Annotated in this window: 14 protein-coding genes and 2 pseudogenes; 3 read left to right on the top strand and 13 right to left on the bottom strand. The window is 55.8% G+C overall.

Going from position 1 to position 19,248, the window contains the following annotated elements; all coding sequences use genetic code 11:
- Window positions 1-9: 9 nt before the first annotated feature.
- On the bottom strand, window positions 10-1,371 hold the full coding sequence (locus MYL53_RS03320; protein ID WP_247851999.1) for an O-antigen ligase family protein: 1,362 nt from the start codon (window positions 1,369-1,371) through the stop codon (window positions 10-12).
- A gap of 271 nt (window positions 1,372-1,642) precedes the next feature.
- On the opposite strand from MYL53_RS03320, the gene MYL53_RS03315 reads away from it, so the two are divergent.
- Window positions 1,643-2,842, top strand: a complete 1,200-nt coding sequence (locus MYL53_RS03315) for a glycosyltransferase (protein WP_247851998.1) — start codon at window positions 1,643-1,645, stop codon at window positions 2,840-2,842.
- On the top strand, window positions 2,826-4,115 hold the full coding sequence (locus tag MYL53_RS03310; protein ID WP_247851997.1) for a PIG-L deacetylase family protein: 1,290 nt from the start codon (window positions 2,826-2,828) through the stop codon (window positions 4,113-4,115). Before MYL53_RS03315 ends, MYL53_RS03310 begins: the two co-directional genes overlap by 17 nt.
- A gap of 95 nt (window positions 4,116-4,210) precedes the next feature.
- Here MYL53_RS03310 and galE read toward each other — a convergent pair whose 3' ends face one another.
- From galE to MYL53_RS17365, 7 genes and pseudogenes are all read right to left on the bottom strand, one after another.
- Complete coding sequence (galE, locus tag MYL53_RS03305; protein WP_247852383.1) at window positions 4,211-5,221, bottom strand: UDP-glucose 4-epimerase GalE; 1,011 nt, start codon at window positions 5,219-5,221, stop codon at window positions 4,211-4,213.
- Between the two features lie 19 nt (window positions 5,222-5,240).
- Entirely contained in the window at window positions 5,241-6,500 is a 1,260-nt protein-coding gene (locus MYL53_RS03300) for a hypothetical protein (RefSeq protein WP_247851996.1), read from the bottom strand.
- Window positions 6,501-6,521: 21 nt separating this feature from the next.
- Entirely contained in the window at window positions 6,522-7,874 is a 1,353-nt protein-coding gene (locus MYL53_RS03295; RefSeq protein WP_247851995.1) for an undecaprenyl-phosphate glucose phosphotransferase, read from the bottom strand.
- Between the two features lie 61 nt (window positions 7,875-7,935).
- Window positions 7,936-8,409, bottom strand: coding sequence for an adenylyltransferase/cytidyltransferase family protein (locus tag MYL53_RS03290; protein WP_345740349.1), 474 nt, complete (start codon window positions 8,407-8,409; stop codon window positions 7,936-7,938).
- A 12-nt stretch (window positions 8,410-8,421) separates the two neighbouring features.
- Window positions 8,422-8,829, bottom strand: a complete 408-nt coding sequence (locus tag MYL53_RS03285) for a hypothetical protein (protein WP_247851994.1) — start codon at window positions 8,827-8,829, stop codon at window positions 8,422-8,424.
- A pseudogene (locus tag MYL53_RS03280) lies at window positions 8,826-9,446 on the bottom strand (ISAs1 family transposase); the annotation flags it as partial. The pseudogene MYL53_RS03280 and the gene MYL53_RS03285, both read right to left, overlap by 4 nt.
- The gene (locus MYL53_RS17365) at window positions 9,386-9,541 is read right to left on the bottom strand and encodes a transposase family protein (protein ID WP_425591734.1); all 156 of its coding nucleotides are present in this window, start codon (window positions 9,539-9,541) and stop codon (window positions 9,386-9,388) included. The gene MYL53_RS17365 and the pseudogene MYL53_RS03280, both read right to left, overlap by 61 nt.
- A gap of 180 nt (window positions 9,542-9,721) precedes the next feature.
- Here MYL53_RS17365 and MYL53_RS03275 point away from each other — a divergent pair.
- Window positions 9,722-9,892 (top strand): annotated as a pseudogene (locus MYL53_RS03275) (transposase); the annotation flags it as partial.
- 153 nt (window positions 9,893-10,045) lie between these two features.
- Here the strand turns inward: MYL53_RS03275 and MYL53_RS03270 are convergent.
- The 5 genes from MYL53_RS03270 to pgm all read right to left on the bottom strand — a co-directional run bounded on the left by MYL53_RS03270 (window position 10,046) and on the right by pgm (window position 19,154).
- Window positions 10,046-10,936, bottom strand: coding sequence for a GT-D fold domain-containing glycosyltransferase (locus tag MYL53_RS03270; RefSeq protein ID WP_247851992.1), 891 nt, complete (start codon window positions 10,934-10,936; stop codon window positions 10,046-10,048).
- A 35-nt stretch (window positions 10,937-10,971) separates the two neighbouring features.
- Complete coding sequence (locus MYL53_RS03265; protein WP_247852381.1) at window positions 10,972-14,508, bottom strand: bifunctional glycosyltransferase/CDP-glycerol:glycerophosphate glycerophosphotransferase; 3,537 nt, start codon at window positions 14,506-14,508, stop codon at window positions 10,972-10,974.
- A 279-nt stretch (window positions 14,509-14,787) separates the two neighbouring features.
- Window positions 14,788-15,369, bottom strand: a complete 582-nt coding sequence (locus tag MYL53_RS03260; protein WP_247851991.1) for a hypothetical protein — start codon at window positions 15,367-15,369, stop codon at window positions 14,788-14,790.
- Between the two features lie 204 nt (window positions 15,370-15,573).
- On the bottom strand, window positions 15,574-17,076 hold the full coding sequence (locus MYL53_RS03255) for a CDP-glycerol glycerophosphotransferase family protein (RefSeq protein WP_247851990.1): 1,503 nt from the start codon (window positions 17,074-17,076) through the stop codon (window positions 15,574-15,576).
- 503 nt (window positions 17,077-17,579) lie between these two features.
- Window positions 17,580-19,154: a phosphoglucomutase (alpha-D-glucose-1,6-bisphosphate-dependent) gene (pgm, locus tag MYL53_RS03250; protein WP_247851989.1), complete on the bottom strand. Its 1,575-nt coding sequence runs from the start codon at window positions 19,152-19,154 to the stop codon at window positions 17,580-17,582.
- Between the last annotated feature and the right edge of the window lie 94 nt (window positions 19,155-19,248).

The following is a 19,248-nucleotide window of genomic DNA, read 5'->3' as shown; positions in this document are numbered from 1 at the left end:
TAAGCACTTTTATGAGATTCCGGCCGCACCGGCGCCCGATGGCCCGGAACGCTCCCGCCCTACCCGCAGCCAGCGCCAGTAGTGAGTGATCAGACCACCCACCACCAGATTGTGCACATACACCCCCGTCCAGAAGGAGTTATAGGACTCGAACTGATTGACCACCATCCAGTAAACGAAGAACCCGGCGCCGAACAGCGCCATGTCGCCGGGCAACACGCCGCCTCGCCAGGCTCTCCAGGTCGCGAGACCCACCCAGAAGGCAAACGCCGCGATGACGGCCAGCCCCAGGATCCCGTAGGCCACCCAGACTTCGATAAAGAAGTTATGCAGGTGGCCAAAGTTATTTTTGACACGATCCGGCAGCCACGGCGTGTGGTCGATCACCAGCCCACGGCCCTGCCCACCCCAGCCGACCAGCGGCCGCTGCTCGATCCATTCGAAGGCCGCCTGCCAGGAGTGAATGCGGATGCCGATGCTGGTATAGGGCACGTCATCGATATTGCCTTCCAGCAGCATGCCGATGACCGCGGATTCCTTGCCTGCACGCTCGAGCAGCGGGCCCTTGAGCGCGCTACCCGCACCAACGATCACCAGCAGCAATATGACCAAACCAGACACGAGGAACTTGCGGTTAACCGGCGCCCCACCGAGAAAGCGCCGTGCCACCAGCCACACGACCAGCACCAAAGGCAATGCCAGGAGCAGCGCCAACCAGACGGCACGGGTCTGGCCGATCAGCACCGCGATGGCCGACAGCACGAGCATCACACACCAGGCAACCGCACGTACGGCACGCCAACGGCCCGGCGCCAGAAAGCGTGGCGTGAACACCACCAACCCCAGCAGCGCGACGCCGAACAGCATCGCCCCGTGCTGATAATTGCGAACGCCGAAGCCAACGCGGTGCCCCTCGAAGCCACGCAGCCACTCGTTGAGCCCATCGCCCTGAACGACACTGGAGAGAATCAACCCCATCACCGCCAGACACCAGACCAGCAGCGTATTGCGGGTGCTGCCGCCCAGCCACCAGGCAACTGAGATGAAGATGAACAGCTTGGCCAAGCGGTCGACCTGCGGGTTGTCGGCCACCCATTGGGGATGGTGGTAGTAGCCCAGCGTCCAGGAAATCACCTGCACCACCACCACCGCCAGCAGCAGCCACAGGGCCGCACTGCTGCGGATGCCGCGCCCCAGGCTCAGCACAATGATCAAACCCAGCACCGCCATGACGGTTTCGGCATGCGACCCGAGCTCCGGCCATAGCATCCGGAAGACCGCACACAGCAACAACGCGATGACACCCGCGCCCCATACGGCTCTCGGGCATGTCCATCCCACCGGCGATTCCCAAATATCTTGCGACTTCACGACCACTGTCCCTGCGAATGTTTTTAGAGCCGCGTACTCTACCGAAGCGCCCACGGCGCGTACATAGAGCCGCTACCTCGTGAGGTAAGCACGCTGCAACCTGACAGAGGCCAAGGTCTCTCTACACTTGATGCGATAGAATACATATACAAATCAACATCGCGCGGATAACATATAGCATCCTCATAGTTTGGCATCGCATCGCTTTTCGGTCCATCGAAAAAGCCGACCCGCCAACAAAACGACGATACAAGCCCGGACGATTCGGCCCTTGCAGCAAGCGACTTCTCCCCGACGAATCCTGATCGCCCTGCGCCGCCTAGGCACCGGCGGCATCGAAACGGCCACCCTGACGCTGGCCAACGCCATGGCTGCGGCCGGAAATGAGGTCCACCTGCTGGTGCTGAAGGGGCAGCCAAGCCAGCAGCCCCACGCCGATGTCACGCTCCATTGTCGAGACCTCGACAGGCAACAGCGCAGCGGCGTGACCGGCATGGCCTGGCATCTGTTGAACCGCCTGGTGTTATCCCCCCTCATCCCACGTTCGGGGTTCGTATGGCAGGGGTGGCGCTGCAGTCGTGCCTTTGACGACTTCGTTGTCGACCTCGAGCGACGTCACGGCGCTTTGGACCTGATCCTGCTGAGGGGCCAGGGCGCCTTCGAGCTGCTGTGGAACGTGCAGGATCCCCGCACCTGGCGAGTCGTGGAAGCCGTCACCGGTCGCTTTCCCAAGCATGCCCTGGGGCGCTGGCTGGCACGTCGGCTCTTGCAAGGCAAGCGCGTGGTCAGCGTGTCCCAAGGCGTGAAGGCCAACCTGCACGCCTACCTGGAAGCCCAGCAGGTACAACTCAGGGCCAGCCGCGTGATCTACAACGCCGTACCGGTCGATGATCTGCGCCAGAAGGCACTCGAGACAGGACAACCCGCAATTCCTGCTCCCTTCCTGGTGCATGTTGCACGACTGGTGCCCGTCAAGCGCCAGTCCCTGCTGCTCCAGGCGTTCGCCCAGGCCCGGCGACAAGGGCTAGACCATCATCTGGCGATCATCGGCGACGGCTCCGAACGGCCCCAGCTGGAAGCCCTCACGCGCGAACTGGAACTCGAAGATGTCGTTCACTTCCTCGGGCAGCAGTCCAACCCCTACCCCTGGGTGGCACAGGCCGATGCCCTGGTGCTGAGCTCGCGCTTCGAGGGGCTGGGCATCGTGCTGATCGAAGCACTGGCCCTCGGCACGCCTTGCGTTGCCGCACGAGCGCCCGGCGGCATCGCCGAAGTGCTGATCGACGAACAGCAGCAGCTGATCACCGATGCCACGCCCGAGGCGCTGGCCGAAGGGATGCTCAAGGCAGTAGCATCTCCTGTCGAGATTCGAACGGCCTGGGTGGAGCGGTTCTCTGAAGCCCGGATCGTCAGCGCATTTCTCGACCTTATCGATGACAGCAGCGAGCCGGCCGATGCCCAACACGCATGATCACTATCTTCCCCTGGCGCCTGACGTTGAACTGGACGTCCGGATCGATGATCAGGGGCGGCTGCAGCTGCCCGACCTCGAACACCCGGCCCAGGACGTCAGCTGGATGCTGGAGGTGCGCTACACCGCCCAAGGGCGCTGGAAACTGCCCGGCATCACGGTCAGCGAGCAAGACAAACCACGCTTCACCCAGTACTTCGAAGCCGGGCAGGCCGGCAAGCGGCTGCTCAACCTCAATGGCATCGAGGACCTCGAAGTCATCACGCTGACGCCCCAGGCATGCCGACTGGGCAGCGAAACGCGCCTTCTCGGCTTCCAGCGCCCGAGCCTCGACGACGGCCCGCTGCTGATCGTCGCCCCGCACCCGGACGATGCCGAGCTCGCCGCCTACGGCCTGTATCGTCAGCATGCGAGCAACACCTGGATCATCACGCTGACCGCCGGCGAGCGGCACAAGCGCCTCGATCGCCAGTACGTTCCGGGGCTCGATGACGACCTGAAGAGTGCCAGCCGTCGCAAGGGGCTGATTCGCAGCTGGAACAGCGCCACCACGCCCATGCTGGCCGGCATTCCCCAGGATCGGCTCATCATGCTGGGCTATTTCAACGACAGCCTGCAAAAGCTGCTCGAGGCACCGGGCGATCGCCTGCCCTCGATGGGCGATGCCCGCCTGACGCCGGCAGACTTCCGGCGTTGGAATGCACGCCCGCTGGCCTCGGACACGCAGGACGGCGGCCCACAGAACCGCGGCCATGACCTGCTGGCCGATCTCACCCGGCTGCTCGACGAGATTCGCCCCAGCACCGTGGTCGTCCCTCATCCCGAGCTCGACCCCCACCCCGATCACCAAGCCGCCACCCGGGCGCTTGCCATGGCTATGGAAGACTCAGAGCACCGGCCAAAGCGCATGCTGCTCTATGCCAATCACCTCAAGAGCCAGCGCGGTTTCCCGCGTGGACCCGCCCACGCCGCGGCGGGCGTCTGGCCCGCCCGACTCGACGCATCGCGCCTGGGGCCATGGTCGCTCTACAGCCAGCCGCTCGATCTCGAGACACAGCGCGAAAAAGCCGTGGCCATGGACAGCATGCACGACCTGCGTGACTGGCCGGGCTGGGAGCGGCGACTCAAGCGAGCCATCAGGCAAAAGCTAAGCGGCATCTCCCACTGGCCGACCTACGGTCAGCACGACTATTTCCAGACCCATATCAAGGCTCAGGAAGTCTTCGCCCTCGTCAGCTCCGAGGCATTGATCGAGGCCTGCAACACACCATGAGCCGCAAACGCAAGCGGGGCGCCCGATTTCCCGAGCGCCCCGCTTGCCGAACGTCGTGATACCGTCTTCATGACGGCATCAACTTGGACTTGCCACTACCGATAGCCTTCCGGGTTGCCCGACTGCCAGCGCCAGGTATCGGTCATCATGTCATCCAGCGTTTTCTCGGCCACCCAGCCGAGCTCTTTCCGAGCCTTGGAGGCATCGGCCCAGAAGGCGGGGAGATCGCCCGCCCGGCGGGCACCGAACCGATAAGGCACCGGCACATCCGTCACACGCGTGAAGCTGTTCACCATCTCCAGCACCGAAATCCCCTGCCCCGTGCCCAGGTTATAGACGGAAATGCCGGGGTCGCCCGCCACCTCCAGGGCCTTGAGATGGCCAACGGCCAGATCCACCACGTGCAGATAGTCGCGCTCGCAGGTACCGTCTGCGGTCTCGTAGTCATTGCCGAAGATCGTCAGCTCGTCGCGCCGCCCCACGGCCACCTGAGCGATGAACGGCATCAGGTTGTTGGGAATGCCCCGCGGGTCCTCACCGATCTTGCCGGAAGGATGCGCGCCGATCGGGTTGAAGTAACGCAGCAGCGTGACCGACCAGCGCTCATCGGCGACCACCAGGTCCTCAAGCAGCTTCTCCACCATCGCCTTGGACGTGCCATAGGGGTTGGAGGTCGTGCCTCGCGGCGTCGTTTCCACATACGGCACCGGCGCCTCGCTGCCATACACCGTGGCCGAGGAGCTGAACACGATGCGGCGCACACCGGCGGCTTCCATGGCCTGGCACAGCACCAGGGTGCCGTTCACGTTGTTCTCGTAGTAGGCCAGCGGCTTGCCGACGCTCTCGCCCACCGCCTTCAGGCCGGCGAAATGGATCACGGCATCGATATCATGCTTGGCGAAGACCGCATCCATGGCCTCACGATCGCGGATGTCAGCGCGCGCGAAATCCACGCCCTTGCCGGTGATCTCCTCGATACGCTGCAGCGCCACTTCTGATCCGTTGCACAGATTATCGACCACGACCACGTCGTGGCCGGCCTCGAGCAGTTCCACGGCGGTATGCGAACCGATATAGCCGGCACCGCCGGTAACAAGTACACGCATCAATTCACTCTTATCTCAATTAACCTCTGAACTGCCATGCCTGGCCATCACGGATCAGCACACCGGAAGTTTCCAAAGAAGTCAGATATCGTCTTGCACGGTCGACATCACCATCAAGCAGGAAACGGTGCGCCACCTTGGACAGATAGGTCACAGCCCTCACGGTACGAGAATAACGAATATTGGGAGGATCAATACTGCAGTCAAAGTCTAGTACCGGCGTACGCCAATCACCGTAGTTCTCTGTCAGATAATGATCCGCATCTGCCGCTCCATATACGGTTTCATGCCCCAACTGATATTCAGACAGTTTGAAGCAATCGTTATCCCAGCGATGGATGGGTGAACCGTGCCAAAGCACCCCCTTTTCCTCCACGTGCACGAAGAGGTCTGCTACCAATCCAGTTTTATGCACTAACTTGACGAGAATAGGTTTTTCCATCTGATAATAACGAACACCACTGTCATCGAGTGGCTCCCGAAAGGTACAGTAGCTTACAGACTTGATGAACCAGACACCCTCAGAAGCTTTTACCGCGCCCTGCAAGCGCTCAAGGTCAAAGTCCGGATAATCGACACCCACGTCGATATCATAGTCATGCCCCAGGAAGTCCTGCTCTCGGACTGCGCCAAGAAACGTCCCACTGACCACATACCACGGCCAGGCAAGATCTGACATCATGTCCCGAAAATCGGCAATAGCCTGGTAAGCGTCCCTCTTGTCGAAAGACTCTCCAGTCTTCTGAAACTTTCTAGCAGCAACAGAAGCAGGAGGCGGTGCTGAAAGCTTTTGACTCAAGGCTGATAGCGCCACGTTCATATTCTGACAAAATAGCTCATCTTCTACATTGAGAGGATGGCGAGGAGTTAATATAAGCTCACCTGTTTTATCACACTCCCGTTCGATGATGCCGCCGTGAAGATCTGCTTGCCAGACATGACGATCAAATTCATCGATGCGCTTATTTTTTTTCAACCAGGTGATAAGCGCGCGACAAGCTGCATCCGACATTTTTTCGGAAATATCGAAAAAATAATCAGAACGAATTGATACAGGAAACCAGCCAGCATGTACAAACCATATGACCCTGCGAATCACAATTTTGATGCCATTCGGCTTCATCGCAAGACAACAGCTATCCTTGGCTACTTCCCGCGGGGCTCCTAGCAGCAATAAGCCACACCAGCTCAGCAGACCATAGAGAATCCTGATAGGCCTCGAGCGCGGCTTGTTAATAAACCTAAGCAGCCCATAGGATTTCTCAACCTCGATATTCATCCCTTCTCCCCTAGCGACGCTTCAATATGCATTTTTATTTATTATTCCTTTAAAAAAGGTCAGAAACATGATCTTCATATCCAACCATAGAGACCAGTTCTCAACATACCAGAGATCGCACTCGATACGTTTTTGAAGGTCAGTATCGCCTCGCCAACCATTGATTTGCGCCCAACCAGTAATACCGGCTTTCACCATATGCTTTTGCATATAGCCAGGGACTTCATGTTTCAAGGTTTCCACGAAAACTGTGCGCTCAGGCCTAGGGCCAACAATCGACATATCACCTTTCAACACATTAAAAAATTGGGGTAGCTCATCGAGGCTGGTGCGACGTAAAAAAGCACCAAAGCGAGTGGTCGTCTTACTTTTCGCCCCCCCCCAGCGCACTCCATCACGCTCAGAATCAACAGGCATGGAACGAAATTTCATCATCATGAAAGGGCGACCATTTAGGCCGACACGTTCTTGGCGATAAAAAATAGGGCCAGGGGAAGTAAGCTTCACTCCAATAGCAGCAAAGAGCAGCACCGGACTCACTATCACCAAAATAGCCAACGCCAAGAACTTATCTTCTAGCCACTTCACAAGACGCGCACTAAAAGACATAGGGGAACAGCTCAAATCCAACAGAAAAAGACCAGCAACATCCGATACATCATGATTGATGAGTCGAAAGTCTCTCATGTCCGGCATGAACCGCACATTACCCGTCGAGAAACTCAGCGAGCGCTGTATCTGTCGAACGAGCTTACCTTCGGAAAGCGGGAGGCAGATCCACACTTCCTGCTCGGCGTGCTCAATGACTTTACCCGGTTCGTATCTCTCACAGTGTTTATCACGAAGAAGTTCGGGAAGTGGATCATCGCCGGTCAAGATCAGATGAGCAACATCGAAACCTGCGGACGGCACACTGGAGAGATGCCGAATAGCCCTGTCACATGATTCAGCATCGCCGATCAATAAAACGGACTTTCGATTAGCACCATCAGCACGCAAGCGGTTCAGTAACGGATAAGCCAAAGCCCGGGCAAAAATGGAGAAGGAAGCGGCACTGACCATCCAATAGCCGACCCAGAGACGAGAGAAATTCGCGCCCGTCTTGGTCATGAACATGATCAAGGCCAACAACCCGCCTACAACCAAATAGCCACTCAACAACTTCAAGATCAATACGACCTGAACCTGTCCTCTCCACGAGCGATAGATGGAGAAATTGGGCAGAACTACCAAGGTCAGCAAGGCCCCGAGCGTTATCCCCCATAAATAGCGTTCCGGCATTTCCCACTCACCAAAACGCAGACAGAATGCAAAGAACCCTGCCAGTATCACAAGCCCGAGATCCACCAACCTTACGAGCTCGGTCGTATACATGGAGAATCCGCTAAGCACACGGTGCTGAGATTTCATGTCACCACTTCATCATCAAACAGAATTATTCCAAGTCACGGCGAAGGAGCTCAAGCACCTCAAAGGCTTGCCTGAGATCTTCCTGAGGAATGCTAAGAAAGTTCTTGAGAGAGCGCTTCAGGTCGGTAGTCGAGATATCTTTAGTGCGCTCAAGATAACGCACCTCGCAAAGATCGGAAAGAAAGTCAAACTTCCCTTTCCAGTCCTCACCTATCGCAAAAATATCGACATCATACTTCTTTACATCCTGAAGCTTTTGCTCCCAACTTTCTTCTGGAACAACAAGATCTACATACTTTATTGACTCAACAATTTGGGCACGCTGCTCATAGGGGATAAGGGTTCTTTTCCCTTTCCCAAGGTTAAAATCATCAGTCGAGACGGCCACAATGACTCTGTCCGCCATCTCACTAAGGCGCTGAAGAAGCCTCAAATGCCCAACATGAAACATATCAAATGTTCCATAGGTAATCACTGTTTTATTCATAAAAGCTTTCACTCCACTTAATTATCATATCACACCATCCCAAAAACTTTGATCGCGCCAAACCCAGCACCAGGCAAAGAGAAATAGGGAAGGCGCATACAAAAACCACGCCCTGAGAATGTCAGCCAGATAGGTCTCATCCAGCACGCCTTCTTCTTTTTTAGCTGGATTCTGCCCCTGAAAGACTTCTCCCCTTTCAAGTAATTCAGCCCGATACGTCGGATCTGGCGAGGTTTTCCGCCGCCTATTAGAGGTGGGTTTTTCAGGCATACTCGCGGAGAGCAACGTCCAGCCGCCAGTGAAGTTTATTTTCCACGAACCAATGCTGGCGGGCCGCTTCGGCAAGTTTTTTGACACTGAGCGCGGTGAGCTGATGTAATAGCGGATCGTTGGCGACTCCCGAACTTCATCACCTTCTAGGCGAAAGCTCATGACCACACCCACCGTTTTAACCCTGACCTCTCGTAGCTAATCTCCCGAAACTCTTCAGTAATCTCACTCACCATGTGGTCGCGAGTCTCTTGCCGCCTCCGGTTCTTTTCATCCGGGACATAGGCATCACCATCGAAGTTGACCACCTTGGCCATGGGGAACGCCGCCTCAAATTCCTCTGCCAGGGCTGGCTGACTTTCCTTCACCGAGAGTAGGTAATCGGCGCCCTTCTGCAGGACCTGCGTAGCAATCTTCTTCTGGCAACCCATGGCCTCGATTGTTACCAGACAACCGCGCAGATTCAGCATCTTGAGTAGTTCAGGAATCCTCGTTATCACGTTAGACTTATCCGCCGTCTTAATCTGCCCCAGCACCACGCCATTCGCCGCGCTGAAGGCACAGACCAAGTGTATCGCCCCTTTGCCCTGGCTGTGGCAACACGAGTCTCGGGGCGTCTTGCCATCAATGGCCGCCACCGTCCCATCAGTCGTGTCATGGAAGGCCTCCATCCACTCGGCAAAGGCGCTTTGGAGTTGCTCCGCATTGACCAGCGCCATCACTCTGGCCAACGTGTAGTGAGTGGGCGCGCTGGTCTCAAGAGCGCCGTACTGGCGGAAAAATCTAGCTTGGCGTGGCTAAAATTTTCGATTTTGTCCCAATCCTTGGCACCACAGATCACAGCACAAGCGGTCAGAAACAAGATATCCGACAGCTGATGCTACACATTCCAAGTCTGGCGAACTCCGGGAACAATCAAAAAATGGTGCATAAGCGACGGTGTCGGCATCAGGTCATCCATGAGCAAAAACCGTTAGATGGCCACATTAGCTCCTACTGGTAAAAAGCTACGAAGCACGTCATAGAGAGGTTTTTCATGCGTTTTTCCTACCTAGACAAGCCCCGGTATCGGGAGCGAAACATTATTGAGCGCTGCTTTGGTTGGATCAAAGAGCTACGGCGGGACTTCAACCGTTACGACAAGTTGGCCAGCAGCTTCCAGACGATAGTAGGCCTAGCCTGCATAGACCGTTGTTTGCACGCAGACTTTTCAGACAGAACTTAGATGCAGCCCCGGCCAATCAAACCAAAAAAACACCCAGCCAAGTATATTTCCGAACTTTACAACGGCACATCTCACTTAACTTCTAAAGACTCACCATAGCATCAAATAAATAAAAGCCGACAAACTTACCAAACTCCTCTTCTTTTATTGCCACTAACACTTCCTAGTGGTCACACTTTTCTTTTCAGGCCAGCACCCACCCTCAAAAACATTACTGTATGAATCACTAATATGACCAATATCAACAGCCCGCCGGTTATCTTGGGCTATCCTATGTGATAAGACTGTTCCTGCCGGGCCAAGCGCAACAAGAAATAGAGACGAGCTAGTATCTCTTCGAACTTCGTCAAGAAGTCGCTCAATATCGTCATAAGCATTAGTTGGACTGGAGTCAATACGTCGCCATGTAGATACATTATCGAAAAGAGCCGGTATCCGATTGAAGCGAGATTCTCTACCAGCAATCAAGCATACATCTTCTTTTTCCCAAACTTGACGCCATAGGTCGACACCTTCCTGGCCCATCTGTTGGAAAAATATCGGGCGAGACACATGACTGTTGCCAAAAGTGCCCCCTTCAGGGATGAGTGCCTCAAGCTCGGTCCACAGATCCAACCACACACCAGTCCAGTGTAGGTCTGTGTATGCATGCGGGAAGCCAGTCAAAAGTCCAGACACATCACCTGAGCCGACTAGAGCTTCTTCGAGCTCTCTGCGCAAATTAGCCGAATTAGTCTGAAATTTTAAATTATAGTCAGCACGAAGCATAAGCTTAAGCTCTCCATCTCCGAACCTAGCAAAACTTCTTTTTTCACGCACGATAGTTTCGAGCGTTTCGCGAAAACCAAGCTGGCGCTCACGCATAAAACTTCGCATTTTATCGAGGGTCGGCTTGGCAAGCGCATTCCGGATCACCTCATAAGACCGGCGTTGTTGTTGAAGTTCCCAACGAATATCCTGAAGAAGCTTATGCTCCAGAGCATTGGATGAGCTTGAGGGCTGATAGCCTATAGAAGCTACGATGCGACGAAAAATATTACGCACTTAAGTTTTCCCGAATTTTTGGAATAAAGCCACATCTAACGAGTTGGCGTAAGAATATCGACAATCATACCACAGGAAGGCGCAAGAGCATCCAATACTCTAGCAGCCGCACTCCCGTCGTCTTGTGGAGCGTAAGTAGCGAGAAACTGATCGAACCGCTCCCCATAAGAAGATTGGAAGTCTTGGCTGAGCTCGTGGACGAGAGCAGCTGTGTCCTTGCACAGCGGGCCGGGTGCAACCTGCTCCAGAGGCTTGTAGAAACCGCGAGTAGCGCTACCGTATTGCTCGAGATCAGGGACAAGGAAGTAGATCGGCTTCCGCATCACTGCGTAGTCATAAAAGATAGAGGAATAGTCGGTGACGAGAGCATCAGAGGCAAGCATAATCTCGTTGACGTCCGGATAGCGTGTCACATCGATTACGCCCTCGTGCGACCCACCGGAGGCGTTGGCGGTGTTGGAGTGCCCGCGATAGAGTACAACAACATTCTCACCAACGCCCTCTCGCAGGACATCGAAGTCCAGAAAGAGCACGCGACTATAGCCGCCGTGCCCCTTGAGATTATCACGCCAAGTGGGGGCATATAACAGTACAAAGCTATCATCGGCGAGGCCAAGTGCGGCACGCACACGCTCTCGGGTGGGCTGCGCCGTATCATCGACGAGTGAGTCGTTGCGAGGATAACCAAGCTGCATGACCTCACCGCTATATCCGAAAGCGCGCGGAAAGATCTTCGCGGAGTACTCATTCTGTGCAATCAGGTAGTCCCATGCAGCGGCCTCGCGGACCATCAGAGAGCGATATGTCAAAGAGAGATTGGCCCCGGGCACGTCGTTGCCGATCTGCTTGAGGGGGGTGCCGTGCCAAGTCTGAAGATAAGTCTGGTAAGGGCGCTTGATGAAGAACCAGGGCCAATTGTTGTTATTAACTAACAGCTGCGCGGAGGCCAAGACTTCGTACCAGCGCTTGGAGTATCGTAGCAGCGGAGTGGCCCACTCAGGAACAGGGATAGCCAGTGACTCAACAGACCAATACTGCTCGATGGTGGAACCGCGGCGATGCAACTCGCGCGACAGGGCCAACGGGGAGTCGCCAACGGTCTTGCCGTTGAACGTTTCGAACAAAACTGCCTCGACAGGGCTGTGTTCTGCGCTGTAGGCCCTCTGGAGCAGATGCTGAGAGCGGCGTGAACGCTCATCCTCAGCAAGGGCATTTCGCAGCCTTACCCACAGAGCACGGGCTCGGGGAGTCACAGTCAACGTAATGCCACTATCAAAATTCATATCCTCGACGGGCATCGACTCAAGCATCTTATCTGAGACCTGCGGCCAGACCCGACCGTACCCCTTAATATCGAAAACAACGGCGTATCCTCGAACACGGCTTAGAGAGCTGCCGGAATCGTTCGTAAGTGGCAGGGTGGCATCAAAGCCACCATCCACAGTGCCGATGGCCACTGAACTGCCTGGTACAAACTGGCTGAATAACTTCGCCGTAACCCAAGCCGAGGCTAGTGACGCATCACGACGCATCCATCCTGTCACCTGTAGGCCGTTCCCGGACAGGGTCGCTCCTGTGATCTCTCCAACCAGTGGTCCACCCAAGATCACGACGTCGCCGGTTGCCGAGGCGCGCACAACGTAAGGGCACGCCCGCTCAGTGGAGACAGCCAGATGGCTATCCGCCCAGGCCAGTTGGATGCACTGCTTACCCGACTGCCACCAGAGGGCCCACTCTCTGCGGTAACGTGAGGTGACTGGAATGCTGAAGGAGACAACCGCCCGCCCGTTGCAGATGGACAAAGAACCTGTAATTCGGCTGGTACCGCTGATTGCAACGAAGCGTCCGTCATCCGGGCATACGCCCTCAGCCAGGCAGACGCAAAGAAGACTGTCTTCGGACCAGACTTGCTCTACCGCAAGCCGAGGCGTGACGGTATGGCGCAGCTGAAGGCCACCGCCCTTCCGAGTATCGACCAGATACCATCGGCTGTGGTCGATCACAGTACCAAAGGCAGGCAAGCGCCCAGCCGAAGCTGGGTCGGGGGCTGCCAAAGGGCTGGTACGAATTATTCCATTAACGTCGAGAGTTATGCTCAGGTCCCAGCGACCCTCGCGCAGTTCGGCCAGGGCAAATGCGGCCTCGAATCCAGACTCGGAGTGTTCGTTCCAAGGGTCGGCGGCGCGCATGTCCGCAGCAGGCTCGCGGTACCGTGTCAGACGCACTGGGAGCACTTTACCAGAACCTTCGGCGGCGCGGGCCTCCAAGGCGATCACACTGCCCGCCTCGGACTGAGACAGGTTGGTCAGATAGGCAATGCCGCGCACCACCAATTCTTCGCCCACGACCGTCACGGACTCCACATGCTGGACCAGAGCGACGTCACCGGGGGCACTGAGCACTTCCAGCACACCGTCTGGGAGCAGCTGCAAGCCTTCGAAGTACTCGTCGTCTACTCGCGGGGTGCCGTCAAAGACAGTACCGGGCACCTTCCACGTCTGCGACTCTCGTCGACGCAGCAGCTCTGCGACGTCCTCACGGTACCCGTGATAAACCGCGGCGGCCTGCAAGCGGTCGGAGATTTCTACGCTAGCAAGCAGATCGTAGCCAACGAAGTCTACAAAAGAGCGCACACGGCTCTGAAGGTACGCCCAGTACTCATCGTCGGTGCGTGGCACCTGCTCATAATAGGGACGCATGTCGAACCCGACGACTTTGGACTGCCAGACGCGCAGCACGGGAGCCGGGGCATCGGCCATTTGCTCGGCGAGGGAGGCAATTACCTCCCAGCGAGCCTTGAGATCCTTCATCGTGGCCTTCTGCTGCGTGATCGATGACTCATCTTCACGGATGCGCCAGAAGCACACTACGTCCTTGATAATGTCGAAAGTGCCGTGCGTGTAGGCCTTAGCGGCAGGTACCTGATCCTCGTAGAGGCCATCCGGGTAACCACCCACGACGTTTAGGAAGAACTGGCGACGGAACATCTTAGTCCACGCGAATACGTTCTTCAGGGCATCCGGCTCATCGGCCAAGGTCAAGCGGGTACGGGTGGTCGCGTGCAGCTGCTGCGCCCAGCGGGGAACATGACGCCCAGTGGGAGTGTCACGCATGAGCGAGCCAACAGCGAAGTCGGATCCGCTGCGCTTAAGACTCGTAAGCAAGTGCTCCACTGCCCGCGGGGGAATGGTATCGTCGGAGTCGGCGAAGTAGATCATCTCTCCATTGGAGTTCTCGACGCCTGTATTACGTGCTGCACCGAGGCCACCATTAGCCTTGCGGACAATCTTCACACGGCTATCCTTGGCCGCATAATCGCGTAGAACCTCGATGGAATTGTCCGGTGATCCGTCATCGACGCACACGACCTCAATGTTGCGATGCGACTGCGCCAGGATCGAGTCCAGACAGGCCGGGAGATACGACTCGACGTTGAACACTGGCACGATCACCGAGACCTTAGTTCTGCGCCCTGGCCTAAGCAGCTCAAGAACTCCCCTCTTCAGCGGCTCGCGCAGTTTCTTTGGGGCACGATGGTAAATCGGGAGTAGCAACGCCTTCACATGCTTCACAACAGCCAAAATCAAAACTCCTAGAGCAGATCGCGCGGTAAGTAATAACGAGTTTCACACTTAGCCAGACAATACGCTAGAGCATACCTGACTGATACTCATTCCCGGCAGCCATCAACACAACCGCTAACCCCAAGCATTATCGGACGCCACCTAAATCTAGATAAAACAGCAACGAAAAGGTTTCATTTTCTGTCTAGCCATCAGCGGACCTTACCAAACAGCACATCCTAACTAAAAACCTCCATTCACACACTAAAAACAAAGCAAAACACAGAGCTATCCACTCAAATGAGATGAAATATAAATATTTTCAAAAGAAAATCTTTGCACAGCCTGAAACAACATCCTAGACATCAGTAACACAAAAAGAGCTTCAAACACACCAATATCCATAAGCTTTATTTGCCCCACCAAGACAACAAAGACAAATATGAAATTCACTGAAGAAAAGTATTCTATATATTGCCTTCTGTGCAATTTAAAAAAACCAATCCGATCATGCTCACCCTTATAAAACGCCCTTTCCACAAAGGCCCTTATATTTATCATCATTAATAAAAAAAGGAAGAGGCACATAAGCGGATCCATGACTAGCACCAATATAAGCGAAAATGCTATCAGAATAATTTCTGACAGCACCTTTGCCACATGGCCATGAAGCTTTACAAGCTTATCCTTGGATTTTACTTTGATGTAACGTGGCGATAAATCGCCAGACCTCCATCGCTTCAGATCGCGATCAAGAAAGAGACGATGCAAGACACCAGCCAGGATATATCCCACATAAGTGCATGGCACCATAGCGATAAAACTGATCAATAACGCATCATAGCTTATACTAAAAGGAAGATATTCCATGTAAGACGGCGCCCGATCCGAAGAAATCAAGATCAGAATCTTCAAGGGCAGGAAAAAGCTGACGACTTGAAGGAGCCTCGAAATCGCTAGGAAAGAGCACCCTAACTGATAGGAGCAGGCCCCAGACGAGAACTCTTTCACCACCCTCGAGACACTAGCAACATGCTTAAAAAAAATACCCAAAACTCATCCTCTGCACCCTGACTACCGATCAAGATTCTCTACAGCTTGTGTAAAGTGCACTAAAGCCCCTTCCGGGAACTCCCCGAGGGACTCGCGCCTCACGAGCTTACGCTCTTGGTAACACTCATCTCTTTCTTCAATTTGATGCAGCACGGAAAGAACATCGGCTTTCTCACTGATCAGCGTCGCTGCACGAGCGGAAGGGAACTCGCTGACAAATTTACCGTCACTTTGTGTTCCCATCTTACACAGCAAGATAGGCTTTTTGGTGACAAGATACTCATTCAAAACACTTGACACATCACAGATCAATACATCGCTCTGATTCATCAAGTCATAAATAGGAGTGCCATCATCATAAACAGTGGCATTATAATACTTAAACAGGGCTTTAATCTTTTCGAGATACTGCTTCTTTCTCAGGCTCACTTTCCCCGTGTAGGGGTGAGGCTTGAACAGAACCTCATACTTATCCGATTCAAGTAACTGCTTGCAGATTTTATAACCAAGCTCATCAATAGAACTATAGTCCACATTCTTCACGTAGCCTTCCCAGGTAGGGGCATACAGGACTTTCTTGATTCCGGCAACTTTATCTACACTATCAAGCAATAGCTCAGCCTGCGGCCTGCCTACATATTCGACCTGGCCATCTCGCAGGGGAATACCGCCATCACGAAGCCGTTGTTCGGAAAGCGGCCCAGCCAGCAAGAGCTTGTCATAGGCCATGAGAACCTTACTCTGGTTGACAGCCTTGTCACTTTCTCCATGATTGATGAAGCAATGCTGCAAATGTGAATAACGTAATGCCTGAACATTCTTCATTGTGTTGGCCGGATAAAGCACCTTTTTTATTGATGTATGCGCACCAAGTATGGCCTCCAGCTCAAGCTGAGTCTTTGCGGTCACTACGGGAATATGAGTGTTAGTGATATCGTCATACACGTTGGACTCCCTGGTAATGATCAGCACGTGTTTGTTTAACTTCTCAAGCACGGGAATCCACTGATTCACCTGGTAGGCAACCTCCTTCATCCCTGTAACATAGACCGCAATTTCTGGCTGATAATTGGCAAGATAATTAACCGACGCTTCTTTTATCTCTTTCCTTTTCAAGAAGCTCAAGAAAAGATCAGCACCAGCTTGGCGAAACACAATGACCAGTGCAAAAAAACATAGCCAGGAAAATATAGGAGACCAGAGATCAATCAGTGGCAAAAGGCCGGCTCCAACACAGGCTTTCCAGCCCCAAGCATCAGCCATTCGATTGGTTTTTTTGTTTTTTACTTCAAGCTTAACCAACGCATAATATATTTTCTCATAGCTCCCAACCAGAAACTGAAAAGCGCAAACAGAAAAAAAGAGAAACACGGACTCGACAGTTGCTGCTTGATTTACGAGTGTAGCCAGAAAAAAGGTGGAAGATGTCAGCATCAGTGGCGCAACAGACTGTTTTTTTGCTTGCTTTGATGTTATGGCCCATAATTTTTCTAGCGCCTTAAAAACTCTAAAATCACCCAACATGTTGCCCATTTCCCGTGTTCTTCTACCAATAACTGCAATTGATTATCAAAATCTTTGGGCACGCTACCGCCCAGGGATTGTCCCGGGCGTTTTCCCATGCCCTGCTGTCTTGTAGTGATGGTGCCAACCTCCAAGGGCCAAGCCACCCGTCACGTTTTCAAACCTGCGATTCTACGCCAGTACCCCGGGCTCCTCTATCCAGCCTCGCCCGGCAGCGCTGCGAGGCTAAGTTTGCCTGGATATGTTCAGCGACCCGGCCACAAAAAACCCTCCGACGCATCCCGTCAGAGGGTTTTGGGCTCAGCCTATCGCAATCGAAGGGCCGGTCATACGGCCAATAGCCGTGCAAGAAGGCGTTTCTTTCACCCACAGGCCAATGGCTGGTGCTTCGGAAGCGTCAGAGGGCACACTTGTCGCCCAACGCCTTGAATAACAAAAAGTTAAGCACACTTCGCCCTCTACCTCAACCCAAGCCGGAGCTGGCTACGCGGTCGACGATGAGACTACAGCGCCGCCTCCAGCATCGCCTGCGCCTCTTCGATCATGGCCTGCAGATGAGCCTCGCCGCGGAAGCTCTCGGCGTAGACCTTGTACAGCGGCTCGGTGCCGCTGGGGCGCGCCGCGAACCAGCCGTTGGCGGTTTCCACCTTGAGACCACCGATTGGGGCACTGTTGCCGGGCGCGTTGACCAGGATCCGCTCGACCGGGTCGCCGGCCAGGGTGGTCACGGCCAGGCTCGCGGGGTCCAGCCGCTTGAACGCCTGCTGCTGATCGGGCGTGCAGGCGGTATCGACGCGGCGATAGTGTGGCGCGCCGTGGCGCTCGGTCAGCTCGCGATAGGCCTCGCTGGGCCACTTGCCGGTCACGGCCATCAGCTCGGCGGCCAGCAGGCACAGCAGGATGCCATCCTTGTCGGTCGACCAGGGCCGGCCGTTGAGGGTCAGGAAGCTCGCCCCGGCGCTCTCCTCGCCGCCGAAGGCCAGCCAGCCCCGGTGCAGGCCTTCGACGAACCACTTGAAGCCGACCGGCACCTCGTGCAGTTCGCGGTCACGGGCCGCCACCACGCGGTCGATGATCGACGACGACACCAGCGTCTTGCCGACCTTGAGCGTCTCGTCCCAGCCGTCGCGATGCGTCAGCAGGTAGTCGATGGCCACCGCCAGGTAGTGGTTCGGGTTCATCAGCCCCGCGGCGTCGACGATGCCGTGGCGGTCGGCGTCCGGATCGTTGCCGAAAGCCAGGTCGAAGCGCTCCTTCATCGCCAGCAGGTTGGCCATGGCGGCCGAGCTGGAGCAGTCCATGCGGATCTTGCCGTCATGATCCGGCGGCATGAAGGCGAAGCTCTCGTCGATCTCGGTATTCACCACCTCGAGGTCGAGACCGTGGCGCTCGACGATGGCCTGCCACACCGGCAGCGCGGTGCCGCCCATGGGGTCGGCGGCCAGCGTGAGGCCGGCGCGCTTGATCGCCTCCAGGTCCACCACCGAGGCCAGGCCGTCGACGTACTCGCCCACCATGTCATGGCGAACGGCCTGGGCCAGCGCCTCTTCCAGCGCCACCTCGGCCACTGCCTCGAGCTCCTGGGCCAGCAGCTCGTTGGCCCGGCGCTCGATCCAGCCGGTCACCTCGCCCTCGGCGGGCCCGCCATGGGGCGGGTTGTACTTGATGCCGCCGTCCTCGGGCGGATTGTGCGACGGCGTGACGATCAGACCGTCGGCCCGGGGCGCATCGGCCTCGGCGTTGTGGGCGAGGATCGCCCGGCTCACCACCGGGGTGGCGGTCAGCTCGCCGTCGCGCTCGATGCGCACGTCCACGCCGTTGGCGATCAGCACCTGCAGCGCCGTTTCCCAGGCCGGGCGCGACAGCGCGTGGCTGTCACGGCCCAGATACAGCGGGCCGGCGATGCCGGCCTGGCGGCGATAGTCCACCACGGCCTGGGCCACGGCCAGGATATGCGCGCGATTGAACGAGCCCGCCAGGGAACGGCCACGATGCCCGGACGTACCGAAGCTCACCGCCTGGGCCGGGTTGGCCGGGTCGGGCTGAATGTCGTGAAACGCCTGAATCACGTCCTGCATGTTGTCTCCCTATCCATCAGGCGCCCTGTGCCCGAAATCGTGCTACATGGTGCCATATTCCCGTCGCGCGTCCACCTCGCACCCGCGACGCCAG

This window comes from Halomonas getboli, from assembly GCF_023094245.1.
Lineage (GTDB): Bacteria > Pseudomonadota > Gammaproteobacteria > Pseudomonadales > Halomonadaceae > Halomonas > Halomonas getboli.
The sequence above is the reverse complement of the archived record's forward strand: the minus strand, read 5'-3'. Positions and strand labels throughout refer to the sequence as shown.

Coding starts and splice junctions, on each gene's coding strand:
- MYL53_RS03310 (WP_247851997.1), top strand. CDS start 2,826: ATGCCCAACACGCATGATCACTATCTTCCCCTGGCGCCTGACGTTGAA.
- galE (WP_247852383.1), bottom strand. CDS start 5,221: ATGCGTGTACTTGTTACCGGCGGTGCCGGCTATATCGGTTCGCATACC.
- MYL53_RS03300 (WP_247851996.1), bottom strand. CDS start 6,500: ATGAATATCGAGGTTGAGAAATCCTATGGGCTGCTTAGGTTTATTAAC.
- MYL53_RS03295 (WP_247851995.1), bottom strand. CDS start 7,874: ATGTATACGACCGAGCTCGTAAGGTTGGTGGATCTCGGGCTTGTGATA.
- MYL53_RS03285 (WP_247851994.1), bottom strand. CDS start 8,829: ATGAGCTTTCGCCTAGAAGGTGATGAAGTTCGGGAGTCGCCAACGATC.
- MYL53_RS03260 (WP_247851991.1), bottom strand. CDS start 15,369: ATGGAATATCTTCCTTTTAGTATAAGCTATGATGCGTTATTGATCAGT.
- MYL53_RS03255 (WP_247851990.1), bottom strand. CDS start 17,076: ATGTTGGGTGATTTTAGAGTTTTTAAGGCGCTAGAAAAATTATGGGCC.
- pgm (WP_247851989.1), bottom strand. CDS start 19,154: ATGCAGGACGTGATTCAGGCGTTTCACGACATTCAGCCCGACCCGGCC.